The organism is Peribacillus sp. FSL E2-0218, assembly GCF_037992945.1.
In the GTDB taxonomy this organism is placed as follows: Bacteria; Bacillota; Bacilli; order Bacillales; family DSM-1321; genus Peribacillus; species Peribacillus simplex_B.
The window spans coordinates 4,818,417-4,836,100 of the sequence record NZ_CP150304.1; the positions used below are offsets into that span (position 1 = coordinate 4,818,417).

General features: G+C 44.6%; 17 protein-coding genes and 1 tRNA gene. 1 reads left to right on the top strand and 17 read right to left on the bottom strand.

The features are described from left to right. Window positions 1-15: 15 nt before the first annotated feature. The 9 genes from gpmI to MHI53_RS23405 form a co-directional block, all read right to left on the bottom strand. Complete coding sequence (gene gpmI / locus MHI53_RS23365; RefSeq protein ID WP_061141151.1) at window positions 16-1,551, bottom strand: 2,3-bisphosphoglycerate-independent phosphoglycerate mutase; 1,536 nt, start codon at window positions 1,549-1,551, stop codon at window positions 16-18. Continuing rightward, window positions 1,544-2,305, bottom strand: coding sequence for a triose-phosphate isomerase (gene tpiA / locus MHI53_RS23370; RefSeq protein ID WP_340372408.1), 762 nt, complete (start codon window positions 2,303-2,305; stop codon window positions 1,544-1,546). The genes gpmI and tpiA overlap by 8 nt, the downstream gene beginning before the upstream one ends. 48 nt (window positions 2,306-2,353) lie before the next feature. Beyond that, window positions 2,354-3,538, bottom strand: a complete 1,185-nt coding sequence (locus MHI53_RS23375) for a phosphoglycerate kinase (RefSeq protein WP_340372409.1) — start codon at window positions 3,536-3,538, stop codon at window positions 2,354-2,356. Window positions 3,539-3,786: 248 nt separating this feature from the next. Continuing rightward, complete coding sequence (gene gap, locus MHI53_RS23380) at window positions 3,787-4,794, bottom strand: type I glyceraldehyde-3-phosphate dehydrogenase (protein WP_340372410.1); 1,008 nt, start codon at window positions 4,792-4,794, stop codon at window positions 3,787-3,789. A 32-nt stretch (window positions 4,795-4,826) separates the two neighbouring features. Further along, window positions 4,827-5,861: a sugar-binding domain-containing protein gene (locus MHI53_RS23385; RefSeq protein WP_340372411.1), complete on the bottom strand. Its 1,035-nt coding sequence runs from the start codon at window positions 5,859-5,861 to the stop codon at window positions 4,827-4,829. Window positions 5,862-6,001: 140 nt separating this feature from the next. Next, the gene (locus tag MHI53_RS23390; protein ID WP_340372412.1) at window positions 6,002-6,244 is read right to left on the bottom strand and encodes a glutaredoxin family protein; all 243 of its coding nucleotides are present in this window, start codon (window positions 6,242-6,244) and stop codon (window positions 6,002-6,004) included. A 15-nt stretch (window positions 6,245-6,259) separates the two neighbouring features. Then, window positions 6,260-7,597, bottom strand: coding sequence for an RNA polymerase factor sigma-54 (rpoN, locus tag MHI53_RS23395; protein WP_340372413.1), 1,338 nt, complete (start codon window positions 7,595-7,597; stop codon window positions 6,260-6,262). A 106-nt stretch (window positions 7,598-7,703) separates the two neighbouring features. Continuing rightward, a complete protein-coding gene (locus tag MHI53_RS23400; RefSeq protein WP_340372414.1) occupies window positions 7,704-7,847 on the bottom strand; it encodes a hypothetical protein in 144 nt (47 codons plus the stop codon). Window positions 7,848-7,891: 44 nt separating this feature from the next. Next, window positions 7,892-7,963: transfer RNA gene (locus MHI53_RS23405), tRNA-Arg, on the bottom strand. A gap of 301 nt (window positions 7,964-8,264) precedes the next feature. On the opposite strand from MHI53_RS23405, the gene clpP reads away from it, so the two are divergent. Next, a complete protein-coding gene (gene clpP / locus MHI53_RS23410; RefSeq protein WP_061141156.1) occupies window positions 8,265-8,870 on the top strand; it encodes an ATP-dependent Clp endopeptidase proteolytic subunit ClpP in 606 nt (201 codons plus the stop codon). A gap of 84 nt (window positions 8,871-8,954) precedes the next feature. Here clpP and MHI53_RS23415 read toward each other — a convergent pair whose 3' ends face one another. From MHI53_RS23415 to MHI53_RS23450, 8 genes are all read right to left on the bottom strand, one after another. After that, a complete protein-coding gene (locus MHI53_RS23415; protein WP_061141157.1) occupies window positions 8,955-9,212 on the bottom strand; it encodes an HPr family phosphocarrier protein in 258 nt (85 codons plus the stop codon). Window positions 9,213-9,232: 20 nt separating this feature from the next. After that, window positions 9,233-10,186 carry a DNA-binding protein WhiA gene (gene whiA, locus MHI53_RS23420; protein ID WP_061141158.1) on the bottom strand — a complete coding sequence of 318 codons (954 nt, stop codon included), beginning with the start codon at window positions 10,184-10,186 and terminating at the stop codon, window positions 9,233-9,235. A gap of 66 nt (window positions 10,187-10,252) precedes the next feature. After that, window positions 10,253-11,239 carry a YvcK family protein gene (locus MHI53_RS23425; RefSeq protein WP_340372415.1) on the bottom strand — a complete coding sequence of 329 codons (987 nt, stop codon included), beginning with the start codon at window positions 11,237-11,239 and terminating at the stop codon, window positions 10,253-10,255. Continuing rightward, window positions 11,229-12,128, bottom strand: a complete 900-nt coding sequence (gene rapZ / locus MHI53_RS23430; RefSeq protein WP_061141160.1) for an RNase adapter RapZ — start codon at window positions 12,126-12,128, stop codon at window positions 11,229-11,231. The genes MHI53_RS23425 and rapZ overlap by 11 nt, the downstream gene beginning before the upstream one ends. Window positions 12,129-12,173: 45 nt before the next feature. Then, entirely contained in the window at window positions 12,174-12,632 is a 459-nt protein-coding gene (locus MHI53_RS23435) for an 8-oxo-dGTP diphosphatase (protein WP_061141161.1), read from the bottom strand. Window positions 12,633-13,150: 518 nt separating this feature from the next. Next, window positions 13,151-14,098: a thioredoxin-disulfide reductase gene (trxB, locus tag MHI53_RS23440; protein ID WP_061141162.1), complete on the bottom strand. Its 948-nt coding sequence runs from the start codon at window positions 14,096-14,098 to the stop codon at window positions 13,151-13,153. Between the two features lie 103 nt (window positions 14,099-14,201). Then, on the bottom strand, window positions 14,202-15,704 hold the full coding sequence (locus tag MHI53_RS23445) for a tetratricopeptide repeat protein (protein WP_061141163.1): 1,503 nt from the start codon (window positions 15,702-15,704) through the stop codon (window positions 14,202-14,204). 182 nt (window positions 15,705-15,886) lie between these two features. Further along, the gene (locus MHI53_RS23450) at window positions 15,887-17,344 is read right to left on the bottom strand and encodes an aldehyde dehydrogenase family protein (protein ID WP_340372416.1); all 1,458 of its coding nucleotides are present in this window, start codon (window positions 17,342-17,344) and stop codon (window positions 15,887-15,889) included. Window positions 17,345-17,684: the final 340 nt, after the last annotated feature.

Below are 17,684 nucleotides of genomic sequence, written 5' to 3' on the forward strand. Positions count from 1 at the left end.
TTCCAATTCACAATTTTATTTAGATAATAGGGATTTCCCTGTCATTTCAACAGGTTTTTCGACTCCAAGCAGATCAAGCATCGTTGGAGCTAAATCGCCTAATATACCATCTGTTCTTAATGTTACCTGATTTTTGGTGATAATGACAGGCACAGGGTTCGTTGTGTGGGCCGTCATCGGATTTCCTTCAAGCGTAACGACTTCATCGGCATTCCCATGGTCTGCCGTGATGATTGCCGTGCCGCCTTTAGAGACGATCAAATCGACGATCCTGCCTAGGCATTCATCAACGGTTTCAATCGCTTTTATGGTCGGCTCAAGCATCCCTGAGTGCCCAACCATATCCGGGTTGGCAAAATTCAAAAGGATCGCATCGAAGTTATCGGCCTCGATTTGTTCCACCAACGCATCCGTCACTTCATAAGCACTCATTTCCGGTTTTAGATCGTATGTAGCGACTTTCGGAGAATTAATTAAAATCCTCTCTTCACCAGGAAACTTCTCTTCTCGGCCACCGCTCATGAAAAACGTCACATGCGGATATTTTTCCGTTTCAGCAATGCGAAGCTGAGTAAGCTTGTTTTGAGAAAGCACTTCCCCTAATGTATTATCGAGATTTGTCGGCTTGAATGCAACATATCCATCAACCGTTTCCGAAAAATGCGTCAGGCAGACAAAATGAAGGTGTTTCGGATGTCCGGGACCGCGGTCAAATGAGCGAAAGTCCTCATTCGTGAATGTATTCGAAATCTGGATCGCCCGGTCGGGACGGAAGTTATAAAAGATAACGGCATCCTCATCCTTAATCGTCGCCACCGGCTTGCCATCCTCCGCCGTAATGACCGAAGGAATCACGAACTCGTCAAAAATACCATGTTCATATGAATCCTCGACACATTCCAGTGCAGAAGGATAAGCTGGGCCATCTCCATATACCATTGAACGGTAGGATTTTTCGACACGCTCCCAGCGTTTGTCACGGTCCATGGAATAATATCTTCCCGAAATGGTTGCAAAGCGGCCTACACCGATTTCCTTCATTTTCGCCTCGGCATCCTTGATATAGCCCTGAGCCGTTTTTGGTCCGACATCACGCCCATCGAGGAACGCATGGACATACACATTCTTGACTCCTTCTTTGGCTGCCAATCTCAGCAAGGCATACATATGTTCAATATGGCTATGCACGCCGCCATCCGAAAGAAGCCCAAATAGATGAAGGTCTGTACCTTTTTTCTTGGTATGCTTCATAGCCTCGACCAAGGTCGGGTTTTCTGCAAACTCGCCTTCGCGGATTGCCAGGTTCACACGGGTCAGGCTTTGATAAACGATGCGTCCGGCACCGATATTCAAATGGCCCACTTCCGAGTTCCCCATTTGTCCTGCAGGCAAGCCGACTGCTTCGCCGCTTGCAGTTAGATGGGAGTGCGGGTACTGCTCCCAATAACGGTCAAAATTCGGTTTTTTCGCATGATAAACAGCATTTCCTTTTTCCTCGCTGCGGCAGCCAAAACCGTCCAAGATGATAAGTGCCACAGGCGACTTACTCATAGTGACCAGCCTCCAGCAATTGTAAGAAACTATCCGGCTTCAAGCTTGCCCCGCCTACCAATGCACCGTCAATATCAGGTTGCGCCATGTACTCTTTGATATTCTCAGGTTTTACGCTGCCGCCGTACTGGATACGGATGGCCGCTGCCGCTTCGTTAGAAAACTTGTCAGCAACTACTGAACGGATATGTGCACATACTTCATTCGCATCTTGTGCAGATGATGATTTACCAGTGCCAATCGCCCAAATCGGTTCATAGGCAATGACAGCTTGTTTCAACTGCTCGTCGGATAAGCCCGCTAGGCCTTTTTCGATCTGACAGGCAACAAAATCATTCGTTTCGCCAGCTTCACGCTGCTCAAGCGTTTCACCGCAGCAAACGATCGGGGTTAATTGGTTAGCGAAAGCGGCATGAGCTTTTTTATTAACGGCTTCATCCGTTTCATTGAACATTTCGCGACGTTCGGAATGGCCTAGGATGACATAAGAGACACCAAGATCAGCTAATGCGATCGGGCTGACTTCTCCTGTGAAGGCTCCATTATCTTCAAAGTGCATGTTCTGTGCCCCGATTTTTACATCGGTCCCCTTTGCAGCTTGAACTAATTGATCCAGAAACAAAGCAGGAGCACATACAACCGTATCGATTACATCTTGCTTAGGAATTAAATTGCTCACTTCTTCTAAAAAGGCAGTTGCCTCAGATAGTGTCTTATTCATTTTCCAGTTACCTGCAATAATCGGTTTACGCATATGGTTTCTCATCCCTTCTAAAGTTGAAAAATTTTTGACGGTTCACGCCTATTTGTCGTTCAATGCTACAACGCCCGGCAATTCCTTGCCTTCCATGAACTCAAGAGATGCACCGCCGCCCGTTGAAATATGGGACATTTTTTCCGCCAACCCAAACTTTTCGGCAGCCGCAGCAGAATCTCCACCGCCGACGATGCTGTAAGTATCTTTTGCATCAGCCAAGGCTTGGGCAACGGTTTTTGTACCATTCGCAAATTTATCGAATTCAAACACGCCCATAGGCCCATTCCAAATGACAAGCTTGGAGCCTTTGATGATATCCGCATATAATTCACTTGTTTTCGGACCGATATCAAGAGCCATTTTCTCTTTTGGTATCGAATCGATATTGACGATTTCAGTCTCTGCATCAGGTGAAAATTCAGCCGTAACGACGGCATCAATCGGCAAATGCAGCTTCACGCCTTTTTCTTTTGCGCTTTCGATGAAGGATTTGGCCAGTTCAATCTTGTCTTCTTCCAATAGCGAGTTACCGATTTCATGACCTTGCGCTTTAATGAATGTATAACCAAGGCCGCCGCCAATGATCAAATGATCGACGTTTTCCAAAAGATTTTTGATGACACCTATTTTATCCTTTACTTTTGCGCCGCCAATTATAGCTGTAAAAGGACGTTCCGGGTTTGATAAAGCTTTTCCGAGCACGGCAAGCTCTTTTTCCATCAGCAATCCGGAAACGGCTGGAAGGTGGTGGGCAATCCCTTCCGTCGAAGCATGGGCACGATGGGCAGCCCCGAATGCATCATTCACATAAACATCGGCAAGTGCAGCGAATGACTTCGCCAATTCTGGATCGTTCTTTTCTTCGCCTGGATAGAAGCGGACGTTTTCCAATAACAAGATCTCGCCACTCTCCATATTGTCGATCATGGATTGAACGGACTCGCCATATGCTTCCTCAGCCTTTTGCACATCCTTGCCGCTAAGCTCGCTTAGTCGTTCGGCAACAGGAGCTAAACGTAATTCTTCCACAACTTGTCCTTTAGGACGGCCAAGATGGCTCGCCAAGATGACTTTTGCGCCTTGTTCCGTCAGGTAGGAAATCGTCGGCAATGCAGCTTTGATTCTTGTATCGTCCGAAATCTTTCCGTCCTGCATCGGTACGTTGAAATCAACACGGCAAAATACACGTTTCCCCTTTAATTCAATATCTCTAATCGACTTTTTATTCATAATCCAAAGAACCTCCTTAGATATTGTTATCACATTTTTGATTCTTTTAGTCAAAAAGGGAGAGGGTACATATCCCATCTCCCCTTTACTCTACTTCATTATAGTCGGTTTCCAGAAAATTATCCAAAAACAAGGAATGGAAGCGCCTCATATGCTTAATGACTTACTAATAATATCATCATCTGCCAGGTTTTATTAGAGTATGATTAAAAAAACCTCACCTTGGTGAGGTTTTTTTATTATTCTAATTACAATCCTTTTTTAGCCAAATAGTCGATTAAATCAACTACACGGTTAGAATATCCTGTTTCATTATCATACCAAGATAATACTTTAACCATGTTTCCTTCCATTACCATTGTGGAAAGGGCATCGATTGTAGAAGAAGATGGGTTGCCGTTATAGTCCGTTGATACTAGCGGAAGTTCGCTGTACTCAAGAATTCCTTTTAGGTCCCCTTCTGAAGCGTTTTTGAATGCTGCATTCACTTCTTCAGCTGTTACGTCTTTTTCTAGTTCTGCAACAAGATCGACTACAGATACGTTTGGAGTCGGTACACGCATTGCCATACCATTCAATTTCCCTTTAAGCTCAGGAAGAACAAGTGCAACAGCTTTTGCCGCCCCAGTTGTTGTAGGAATGATGTTTTCAGCCGCTGCACGAGCACGACGGTAATCTTTATGAGGTAAATCAAGGATTTGTTGATCGTTTGTATACGAGTGAACAGTCGTCATCATACCGCGCTTGATTCCGAATTGTTCATGAAGAACTTTAGCGAATGGAGCCAAGCAGTTCGTTGTACATGAAGCATTCGAGATTACATGGTGGTTCGCCGCATCATATTTCTCTTCATTTACACCCATGACGATTGTGATATCCTCATCGGATGCAGGAGCAGAGATGATTACTTTTTTCGCGCCAGCTTCTAAATGTTTGGCTGCATCTGAACGTTTCGTGAAACGTCCTGTAGATTCAACAACCACTTCAACACCTAAATCTCCCCAGCCTAATTGTGCAGGGTCACGTTCAGCCAATACTTTTACTTTATGGCCGTCAACTACCAAGAAATCACCATCAACCGCTACTTTTTCATTAAGAGAACCATGAATTGTATCATATTGAAGAAGGTGCGCTAGCATATTAGCATCCGTTAGGTCGTTAATAGCAACAATTTCCACCTCAGGGTTATTCAATGCTGCACGAAATACATTACGTCCAATACGTCCAAAACCATTAATACCAACTTTTACTGCCATGAAAAATTCCTCCTTTAAAGTTCGCAAATATATTAAGGGGTGTAATTCCCCTGAATTAACTCCAGTGCTGCCGCTTCATCCGTAATCAATACGGTTGACGAAGGAGCGCCTTTCATATAAGAACGGATAGCCTTGGCCTTAGTTTTCCCACCTGCGACAGTTATCACTCGCTTTTCAGGGCTGAGATCATCTAACTGGATGCCGACAGTCAAAACCTTATGGACAACTTTTCCGTTTTCATCGTAGTAATAACCGAATGCTTCTCCTACAGCTTTACCATCTAACAGCTTCTTTAACATTTCCGGCGGAGAATTCCTTCTCTCTGCCATCGCCATGGCATCACCAATTCCATGAATGATCATATCGGCAGATTTGATTTGTGAAATGACTTCTTTGATTGCAGGCTCCTTCTGAAAGGAAGCGTAAACTTCATCGCTCAATTGATCGGGTACATATAGCACTCTGTATGAGGCGTGCGCCTTCTGTGCCATTTTTTCGACGATCGTATTGGCCTGGTTCTGCACCGCTTCACCAATTCCACCGCGGGCTGGAACGAATATCAATTTCTTCGATGCTTCATCAGGCGACAGCGAATTGGCCACTTCAGCCATTGTCGATCCACCAGTTACCGCAATGATATTCTTTGATTTCCACTCGAGTTTCATACGGTTTGCACAAGCTTTGCCCAATTCTTTTTTTACCCATGGGGTTTCATCGCAATTTCCCGATACAATGATGACTTCATCCACTTGCAACAATTCCTGCAATTGCCGTTCCATTATGTCTATACCCATAACTTCACGCATTATTCCTTCTAACTTCTCCAGGATTTCCATCCCTTCATCCGTCAGTGTCATACCAGAACTGAAAATATTAACCAGGTTCTGACTTTTCAGAAAATCGACCTCGCCTCTAAGCGTCCGCTCCGTCAAATTAAGACTCACGGCCAGGCTTCGCCTTCCCACCGGCTGCATCATTTTGATATAACGCAGGATATCATATCTTTTTTGCATAACCATAAGGAAATCAGGTAATAATTTTCTTTGTACCTCGAGTAATGTACGCATAGATAAAACTCCTAAAAAGTCTGATTGGACACTATATGTCCCGCGTAGTCATTTTATGTCCCACCTGAAATAAAAAAAATATTCCTGCTACATATTTTATTCTAGCAGGAACGGATTGTTTCTTCAAATGATTTGAAAAATTATTTTTGCAAAAGCCCATTTAGAGCTGATTTATCAACTTTTCCATACTGAACGATTTCTTCTTTCCATTCAATCACAGGGATCATCAAAGCAAATTTCTCAAGCAGCACATCATCGGAATGAATATCGATTTCCTTAAAACCTATGCCTGATTCCCGTTTCACCTCTTCAAGTATCACCTTGGCCTCATCACATAACGGACATCTTGCCCTGCTATATAAAACAAACTGATTCGTTTCCAAAATACCCAACCCTTTTCAGTCATATCTTTTTCGTTTAGATGAAGACGGTATCCCTAGCTGCTCCCGGTATTTGGCAACCGTTCGACGTGCAAGGATGATTCCATGCTCCTCTTTCAGCCGTTCAGCCAAATCCTGATCCGATAGCGGCTTTTGTTTATTTTCGCCATCGATCGCGGCCTTGAGTCCCTTTTTAGCTTGCATGCCGGACATATCCTCTTCAAGGCCTACTGATTGTAAAGATGTTGTGAAGAAGATCCGCATCTCGATCGTACCGAAAGGGGTCTGCACATATTTACCTTTAACGGCGCGGCTTACCGTCGATTCATGTATTCCAAGTTCATCGGCCACTTCCTTCATCGTCATCGGCTTCAAGTAATTCAGCCCGTGATGAAAGCACGCTGGCTGTTTATCGACGATACACTGGATAACTTTCAATATCGTTTCTTTTCTCTGTTGAATCCCTCTTGAAATCCATTGGTATTCCTGCCACTTATCCTGAATGAACCGTTGTACTCCTTTATCTCCATGGCTCTTCATCCGGTTTAAGTACCCTTTATCGACATTAAGGTTCGGTGTGTTGCCATCGTAATTCCCGACAAGAAGCATCCCTTCACGGACCTCGACAACGACATCAGGCACTATATATGATGGTTTTTCCAGGAAGAACAATGAAGCTGGCCGCGGATTCAGCGTTTGCACATAATCGAATACCTCTTGTATTTCCTTCATTGTAGCGCCGATTTTCTTACTTAGATCTTTCCAACGCTTTTCGGCAAAGTCGAGAAAATGATTTTCTATGATGCTTTCCGCCAGGGGGTTGATCCCCTCCGCTATCACTTGGAGCAAGAGGCACTCTTGCAGATTTCTCGCTGCAAGTCCATGCGGCTCGAGCTGCTGTAGAATGGAGAGGCTCTCCTCCAAAACGGCTGGAGAGATGCCTGCAATGCAAATATCGTCCAGATTTATCCGCAAGTAACCGTTTTCATCAAGATTATGAATTAAGAGCAGCATCGCCTTATACTGCTCACCTGTTAGCTGCTGGTGATTGACCTGGGACATGACGTGCTGTTCAAGCGAGACGGTGTCTTCACTGATTTGTTCGATCCAATAGTTGGCATCATACGTATTTTTAAGGGTCCGTTTACCTTTTTTCCGGTCAAAGGTCGGCTGAAATAATGCAGATGTTGGCTGATCTAGGGACAGTAATGGATTTTCGGCCATTTTGTTTTCCAAGAAAGCGGAAAGCTCCTGGGTGGAGTATTGCAGCAAGGTAATAGCCTGCATGAGCTCCTGGGTCATTGCCATCTTTAAAGTTTGCTGTTGAAATAATCCTGCTTTCATATTCATACTCATCGATTCATCCCTCCCCACTCCATTTTACATTATCAGGAGAAAATTCTACACAAAAACCCATGAAAACGCTTACGTTTTTTTCTGAATGGTTTATTTGTTTTCCATACTATATGTCATGAATGCCATTTTCACAACTACTTTTATTGAAAAATCCCCATTTTTCAAGACTGAAGCCCTTATTTTCGATGGATGTCCCCATCAAACAGATTTCGATGGAAATCGCGAAATTCCAACAAAAATCATCTTTCATAAAAAAATCCCCCACTTAAATAATTTAAGCGGGAGATTTGGCAGTGCCCTCGGCAGGAATCGAACCTGCATTTCAAGCTTCGGAGGCTTGCGTTCTATCCGTTGCACTACGAGGGCGAATTGGAAAAATCAATGTTCATATCTATTCGACAGACTTCATTATATGATAGAATGCCCTCCTTTGCAAGGGTTATCAGGTTTAAAAGTTTGTCTTTTGGGTATTATGGATAATGTGGAAATTCATCCCTGATCGGCATAATTACAAATGAATTCAAAGAGGAAGGAGACTTGACCAGAAAATTGTCGAACAAATTATCACTTATAGGATTTGTTTTGTTTGACCTAAATTGACCAAAAAGTGTATCATACATACATAAAGAATTTAAAATGATTCTCTTAATCGAAGGAGGAAATGAACATGAATTTAATTCCTACAGTTATCGAACAAACAAGTCGTGGGGAGCGTGCCTACGATATTTACTCCCGTTTATTAAAAGACAGGATCATTATGCTGGGAAGCGGAATCGACGATAATGTTTCCAATTCCATTGTTGCTCAATTACTATTTTTAGAAGCGGAAAACCCTGAAAAAGATATCACATTATACATCAACAGCCCGGGCGGAAGCATCACTTCCGGTATGGCCATTTACGATACGATGCAATATATCAAACCTGATGTATCCACTGTATGCATTGGTATGGCCGCTTCCATGGGAGCCTTCCTATTGGCTGCTGGCGAAAAGGGCAAGCGCTATGCGTTGCCGAACAGTGAAGTCATGATTCACCAACCACTTGGAGGGGCGCAAGGACAAGCTACGGAAATCGAAATCGCTGCCCGCCGTATCCTTCACTTGAAAGATAAATTGAATCAGATTTTGGCAGAACGCACTGGCCAGCCTCTTGAAGTCCTTCAAAGAGATACGGAACGCGATAACTTCATGACATCCGAAAGAGCCCTTGAATACGGCTTGATTGACAAAGTCATCACTCGCAGCATCCTTGAGGATAAAAAAGATAAATAATGCAGCACAGCAAAAGGCCGCGAGAGCTTCGCGGCCTTTTAGCATGCCATGAAAAAAAGGATGCGCTTTTAGCATCCTCTTTCTTTAACTCTCTTGCTGAACGAATTCTTCCAATGCTTCCAGCGCTTCCTTCTCATCGCGCCCCTCAACGATCAGCTTCACGGATACGCCTGAACTGATGGCGAGGCTCATTAATCCCATGATGCTTTTTGCATTCACTTTCTTTCCTTCTTTTTCAAGAAATACATCCGAATGAAAGCGGTTAGCTTCTTGTACAAACAGGGCCGCCGGCCGGGCTTGTAAACCTGTTTTCAGTTTTACTTTAACTTGTTTCTCCACCATCATGATCTCCCCTGTAAGCTTTATTTTTTCGCAGCAATAGCCTCTCCCCCACGGAGCCTGTCAGCTATTTCGTCAATCTTCCGTAGCCGGTGATTAATTCCGGATTTACTGATGCTTCCCCCGGATACCATTTCGCCAAGTTCCTTTAAGGTTATATCCTGGAAGGCTATTCTCAGTTCGGCAATTTCACGAAGTTTATCCGGCAAAATGTTCAATCCGACCGTATCCTCGATGTAATGGATATTTTCCACCTGCCGCAATGAGGCACCGATCGTTTTGTTCAAGTTAGCCGTTTCACAATTCACAAGCCGATTCACAGAATTGCGCATATCACGGACAATCCGGACATCCTCGAACCTCAATAGTGCGGAATGGGCCCCAACGATACTTAAAAACTCGGCAATCTTCTCGGCTTCCTTCAAGTAAATGATGTATCCTTTTTTGCGCTCAAGCGTTTTGGCCTTCAGGTCGAACTTATTCATCAACTCACAAAGCGCATCATTATGCTCTTTATAAAGCGAGAAAATTTCCAGGTGATACGAGGACGTTTCCGGATTATTCACTGAACCTCCCGCAAGAAATGCCCCTCTTAGATAGGAGCGCTTACAGCATTTCTTTCCAACGATCTTATCCGATATCGCATGGAGGATTTCAAATCCGTCACCCAAAATTTCCAAATCGGTCAAAACCCGCTGTCCCCCAGATGACATCCTGACAATATAGACGTTATTCTTTTTAAGCTTCATCTTTTTACGGACCAAAAGCTCGACTTGGACCTCATAACTTTTCTTCAGCAGCGTATAAATCCGTCTGGCAATCGCTGCATTTTCAGTTTGAATATCCACAACAAGCTTCCGATTAGAAAATGAAAGGGATCCGTTCATCCGGATCAGCGCACACAATTCCGCTTTTCCGCAACAATCCTTTCCCTCTAATGTAGTAAGCTCTTTTTTCGTTTCTGAAGCAAAAGACATCCATTCCACCCCCAATCGAACGCAGGTAATCTATTTTTATCAGTAAAAAAACGCCCCTGCCTATATCTACGGAATTATATGGCTTTTCGTTTCATTTATTAGCATATTGTAAAGCAAATCGGCCACTTTTTCTGTATCATGCCGGATGACATTCCCTTCATAGCTGAAAATGCGCTCCTGGATGATCTCAAGGCCCATCCTTTTTAAACTCTCGACATCATACATGACAGGCTTGGCATATTCAGCTTGGTACCGCTGCTGGATCTCGGCCGGTATTTCCTCATTATTCACAAGTATCCTGTCAATATAGGCATTGCCCATATGGTCATATATCGCTTTAATATGATCGCTTGCGCTATAATCCAGCGTCTCGCCTGCTTGTGTCATCAAGTTGCAAATGTACACCTTCTTAGCCTTGGAACGGCCGACCTCTTCCCCCAGTCCAGGGACAAGTAAATTAGGCAGAATGCTAGTATATAAGCTTCCCGGTCCGATGACAATAAGATCAGCCTGCTTGATTTCCTGAAGGGTTTCACTGAGCGGCTTGATATGTCGAGGAGATAAGAACACTTTTTTTATCTTCTTTCCTGAGAAGGGGATCTTGGATTCTCCTGTAACGATCGTTCCGTCATCCATTTCCGCATGGAGGACCACGCTTTGGTTGGCTGCCGGCAGCACCTTGCCGCGGACATTCAGGAATTTGCTCATTTCCTGGATTGCATGGACAAAGTCCCCGGTCAACGAGGTCATTGCCGCCAGGATCAAATTCCCCAGCGAATGCCCGGACAGCTCATTTTGACTCTGAAAGCGGTGCTGAAACATTTGTTCAACGAGAGGTTCCACATCCGATAACGCAGCAAGCACGTTCCGAATATCTCCTGGAGCGGGAATATCCATGTCCTCACGAAGGCGGCCCGAGCTTCCGCCATCATCGGCCACCGTAACGATCGCCGTTATATCGACCGGATGCTTCTTCAGGCCCCTTAATAAAACGGGAAGGCCCGTTCCCCCGCCAATGATCACGACCTTAGGCTGTTTCTTATTATTTAACATCTGCTTTCCCCTTACTTTTTTCGATATCCCGATGTGACACTTGAACCCGATAATCATTTTGGAAGTGATTCGAGATATACTCCGTCAAAGCGACGGAACGATGCTGACCGCCTGTACATCCAATCGCAACCACAAGCTGCGCTTTCCCCTCCCGTTTATAGTAGGGAAGCATGAAAGCTAGTAAATCGGTGACCTTTTCCAAGAACTTCTGGGTCTCGCTCCATTTCAAAACGTAACTGGACACTTCCTGTTCCAAGCCAGTCTTCGGCCTCATGTGGTCGATATAATATGGGTTTGGCAGGAACCGCACATCAAACACAAGGTCAGCGTCTATCGGCAGGCCGTGCTTGAAACCAAAGGACATCACGTTGACCGTGAATCCGACCCTTTTATCGGAAGAAAATTCCGAAGCGATTTTCTCCCTCAATTCGCGCGGTTTCAGTTGTGACGTATTGAAAATCAGCTGCGCCCTGCCCTTCAATTCATCCAGAAGTTCCCGTTCCATTTTAATGCCTTCCAATGGCCGCCCCAATGGTGCAAGCGGATGGGTTCGCCTCGTCTCTTTATATCTGCGCACCAAGGAATCGTCATCAGCCTCAAGGAAGAGGATCCTTGGAGATACCGATGATGTATCCGTAAGGTTATCAAGTGCGAGAAATAACGAATCAAAAAACTCCCGCCCCCTCAAGTCCATGACAAGCGCCACTTTATTCATCTTATTCCCCGAGTCCTTCATTAACTCCAAAAATTTCGGCAATAGTGTGGGCGGCAAATTATCGACGCAAAAAAAGCCGAGGTCTTCAAAACTTTGAACCGCCACTGTCTTCCCCGCTCCCGACATTCCGGTAATGATGACCAATTGCGTTTCATTCATCTGCCCTGTATTCATTGTTCTCCGCCCCCATGTTTAACAATCTTTTTTATATAGCAACCATTAGCCTGGATCCAAACGATACGAAAGTAACTTAAACTCAGGCGTGTAGGTAAAGGTTCCGTAAATGATTCCACGCCCATGAACCATATAGTCCAGGATGTGAAAGTCGCCTTCAGCCATTTCCAGTTTCTTGACATCATCGACTGGATGCCAGCTAAGTTCGCCTTCTTCACAAACATCCAAGTTGACGCCATCGGAATCCGTTGCAAAGAAAGTGAACATCATCCATTCCGAAAGCACTTTATCTCCGTCCTTCATGATGAAAGTGAAAATGCCTTTGATGGAAGGGTTTTTTAAATAAACGCCCGTTTCTTCACGATATTCCCTAATACAGGCATCACGTATGGACTCTCCGGGCTCCATCTTGCCACCTGGGGCTACCCACCATCCGCGTCTAGGTTTTTTCAATAAGAGGATTTGTCCATCCTTGATCAGTACACAATTTGTGACACGTTGCATGTTCTTCACCTCGATTTGGCCTCTGTTCGACTATAGGAACCTTCACCATAAATCGCCGTTCGATATCCATTTGACGATTTACAAATGCTGATAGTTCAAACAAATGGTATTTTACATCCTTTTATGAAAGATATATGTGTATGTTTAGTATATCTTATCATTATACTATTTTTGAAATGAGCTAACAATAAAGTAAACTTCCTGCATTGGGGGAATATTCATTCCTGATGATCCTCGTACCAAGTATTCAACTGCTGCTCCACTCCTATTCTTCACCAGAATTCCCGCCTGCATGCAAAGGGATGGAACATCGGAATTGCATGCAGGCCTACCCATTTCCCTTGAATTGGAATATAAGAACAGACAAAAAAAGGACACAGATGCTTAATCTGTGTCCTCCAACGTTTATAATTAAAGGGGGTCAACTTCTACTCTAACTATACCGAATCATTATTTCACGCGTGTTACAGCCGGGTTAAAACGGAATTACGATGTGTAAATTTTTGTAACCGATCCGATTATGCCTTTGGCTGCAATTTTTCCTGAAGTTCTTCTACATAATGCTGGGCAGATTGAGCGGCAATGCTTCCATCACCGGTCGCTGTCACGATTTGACGCAATGTTTTTTCACGAACGTCACCAGCAGCGAAGATACCAGGGACACGTGTCTCCATCCGATCATTCGTTTCAATATAGCCCGTTGCATTCAAGATGTTCAAGCTTTCAAATGGTTTAGTCAGCGGAAGCATTCCGATATAAATGAATACACCGTCTGCATCGAGCTTCGTTTCTTCACCGTTCACTGTCGAAACGAGGGTGACTCCGCCAACCTTGCCGCCCTCTTCATTGATTTCCTTCAACGTATGATTCCAGATGAAATCGACTTTTTCATTGGCAAAAGCGCGATCCTGAAGAATTTTTTGTGCACGAAGCTCTTCACGCCTGTGAACGATCGTCACCTTCGAAGCGAAGCGGGTCAAGTACACGCCCTCTTCCACCGCAGAGTCTCCCCCGCCGATAACGAACAGTTCTTTTTGCTTGAAGAATGCTCCGTCACAAACCGCACAATACGATACCCCGCGTCCGCCCAATTCCTTTTCGCCCGGTACGCCGATTTTTTTATATTCGGCACCCGATGAAATGATGATTGAGCGCGCTTTGAATTCCTTGGAACCGGCAATGATCGTTTTATACTCTTCACCGTCGATGATTTCTTTAACATCGCCATAAGCATACTCCGCACCGAATTTCTTTGCATGGTCAAACATTTTCGTTGAAAGTTCAGGTCCGAGGATTGTGTCGAATCCAGGATAATTTTCAACTTCTTCCGTATTGGCCATTTGCCCGCCCGGAACGCCTCGTTCCAACATCAAGGTTGATAGGTTCGCACGTGATGTATAGACAGCAGCCGTCATCCCGGCAGGACCAGCTCCAATAATAACAACGTCATAAATTTTTTCAGACATGTTCTCACTCCTCCATATTCCATTACGAATGGAACCTTCACTACGGTTAGTGTTCCCTACCTATTATCCTATATAACAAATAATTTTTCGTCCAAATATCTGCTCATTCCAGAAGGGTTTGCACCAACTTCACGTACTTCGACAAGGTGGACACGGATATGAAATGTTTGTCTGCAATTGCCTGTTTGCTAACTTTCTCATTTTTAAGCTGATTCCATACGTATTCCACCGCAGACGCCCATCCTGCAGGATTGTTGAGCTTTTGCTCGGACTTCACCGCTTCGATGAAGACCGAAAACCACATAAGATAAAGTCCAGCTTCATCCAATTGAATCGGCTGGAAATGCCGGTATAACAACTCAGCCGTTCGATCCGCAAAATCAACGTGCGTCAATGGGCGATCTTTGGAAGGAGCCTGGACAAGGTCGGCATAATCCCGTTCCAGATCAGTGAAATTCTGGTTAAGGTTGAGCACTTGGTTTTTCAATAACTTCTGTTTATGGACCGAGTGCTTCAAAAGGAAAATGGCAAACAGCCTTTCTTCGATAAACTCGCTTTCCAGCCGTTTAATAATGGAAGGAAAGTGATGCTCAAAACCGTCCGAGGTAGCATTCATATCACCCCACGGCTCCATGCCTTCCTTTTCCGGGTTCATTTCCACGACCTTCTTCCAAGCCTTTCTGGCTGCCTGTTCGTGGCCTAAGTGATAGGCGGATATCGTTAGCCAATAATAGAAGGTCCCATCACCTTCGAAACCTTGCTTTTGCAAAACTTTCAGCCATCGATACGCTGAGGCATAATTTCCGATCAAGGCGAAGGTCGCCCCAAGCTTGAAACGATGTTCGGATAGCATCGGCCGGATTTTCTCCAGCATCTGTATGAGCTCCTCGACCTTCTCTTCATCCTGTTGATAATGATGGAAAACGACGAGGTTACAAAGCGCATGCAGGTTTCCTGGGCTTTTTTCCAGCACTTCATCCAAGGTCCCAAAGGCATCCTCCACTTGGCCAAGGTAGAAATAGGCTAATGCCAAGTTATTATAAGCGGACCAGTAGTCCTCATATTCGGCAATCGTTTCCTTCAATACCTCGATTGCCTTAGGGAAATTCCCTGATTCCAAATATTCACGCGCTTTCTCCTGTTTGGCAATGAGCCCATCATGCTTAAAGGGGTTTTCTTCCGTTTCATCCGTCTCGAAGGTAATCAGTTCAAGCAAATCCTCTGCGTCATCGCTGAACTCCCCATCCTCTTCTTTATCGAGATAAGCACTTGCATGACGGTAAGCTTCCTTGAACATGCCTAAGTGGGCATAATTATTCGCCAGAAAGTAATGACATTCCGACATATAAGGATCCATCACATCCAAGATGTTTTCCAAAAGGTTGTTCGAATAATTATATTCACCGATTTCCGAGCATGTGATTGCCAATTGACAGGCTATCATCGGTTCGGCCGGCTCCAGTTCAAGCGCACGCTCCAAGTATTTTTTTGATTTTGGCAGTTCTCTTCTATGATATGCTTTTAAACCCTTGGTGAAATAATACTCACCTGTTGGGTGAAAGGTTAAAATTTTTGCCTGTTGGCCAAATTTAGAGTCTTTACTCATGTAATCCTCCATCTACAAGTTGATTAACCACAGTATTATAACATATTGGAGTAATTTTGCCGAATAATTCAAGAAAATGGAAAAAGGTTATCTGACCCCCGGTTATAAAAAAAATCCGGCAATGCGCTATCATTTTAAGCTGCCATCTTGGAGAAAGGCATCAAGGAATTTCTTGCCTCAATTTAAAAAGGATATTGGCGAGCTACGGTTTGTTTGGATATCCATTTGGTGACAGTGAATTCCTCCACTACCCACGGGTTGCCGAAGCGCCCCATACCGCTCATTTTATTGCCGCCAAAAGCAACGTTAGGACCATCATTTACAGTCTGATCATTGATATGCGTCATCCCGCTATCGATTTCGAGACCCAATCGCTCGCCTCTCTCCAAGTCATTGGTGAAAATGGCAGAGCTCAAACCGTATTCGGTATCATTGGCCACCTCAATGGCCTCTTCGTCGGTTTCGGCTTTAATGATGGAAACGACTGGTGAGAACAGTTCAGTCTGGGCAATCTTGTCCGTATTTTGCACATCGCGGAAAACGTATGGTGTCAGGACGTTTCCTTCCCTTTTCCCTTCAAGCGCAAGGACTGCACCACTTAGCTTGGCCTCCTCGATGTAGCGCTGCGCTTTGTCGATTTGGCGTTCATTCACAAGCGGCCCAATGACGGTTTTTGGATTTAACGGATTTCCGTAAGGAAGCATCTTGGCCCGTTCCACAAATTTCGCGATGAAGTCCTCGTATAGATCCTTATGGACGATGATTCGGTTAATGCTCATGCAAATTTGTCCTTGGTGCAAGTACTTTCCGAAGATGGCTGCATCGACTGCACGATCGACATCCGCATCCGAAAGGACGATAAATGGATTATTGCCGCCCAATTCAAGTGCCACACGTTTTAGGTTCTTCCCGGCCACTTCACCAATATGGCGTCCAACTGGCGTTGAACCCGTAAAGCTAATCAGCCTTGGGATCGGATTGGTAAGCATGTCATCCCCGATCTCCTCCAGATCAGTAATGATCATATTCAATACCCCTTTTGGCAGGCCCGCATATTCAAAGGCAGCAGCGATGATGATTCCGCCTGAATACGAAACCTGTACATCTGGTTTGTGAACGACACTATTTCCTAACGCAATGGCCGGAGCAATCGTTCTTACAGAAAGGTTCAGCGGGAAGTTGAAAGGAGAAATCGATGAAATGACCCCCAATGGCCGGCGATGAATGCGATTCACCTTACCCTCCACAGCCGATGGCACTTCATGTACACGGTTCACCTCATGTGAATAGGTCAATGATTCTTTTAAAATTTGTATGGTCAGGTCAAGTTCAGCATTGGCTTTTATGAAGCTTCCGCCTGTTTCGCGGACGATGACATCAATGATGTCGTCGCGGTATTCCTGAAAGTATGACGCTGCCTTTTTCAATACTTCATTCCGTTGTTCCGGAGTTGTCTTGGCCCATTCTTTTTGTGCTGCTTTTGCATGCTCAAAGGATTCCTGCACTTGTTTGGATGATGCTAGACTTACAGTTGATAAAATAGAACCATCAAATGGGTTAAGAATATCGTGGGTACGGCCCGTCAAACCTTCCACCCATTCACCATTAATGTAGCTTTTATTCAAGGAACTGAATTTCATCTGTGTATCCTCCTTATTGGAAGTGAACAAAATGCATAAACACTCCATTTTTGATGAAGTATATTCCTAGATAAATCATGAGTCAAGAAATAGTGACCAATAAAGAAAGCCCTCCTTTTGATGGAGGGCTTATTCTCTAGGCAAACTAGCGTCAATGGCCCGCCGTTTTGGAAGTTTGCCTTTTTTCTTTTGTCCTTTGTCCGTTATTTTCCACTTCAGGCGCTCGCTTATCCAGAGGCCGTCCGGGGAGCCCCCTCGGCGCTTGCTCCCTTGGACGCGCATTCCTAAGCGGGAGTCTCCTCCTTCCTTTCCATTCCACTCTGTGTGAATATCAAATTAG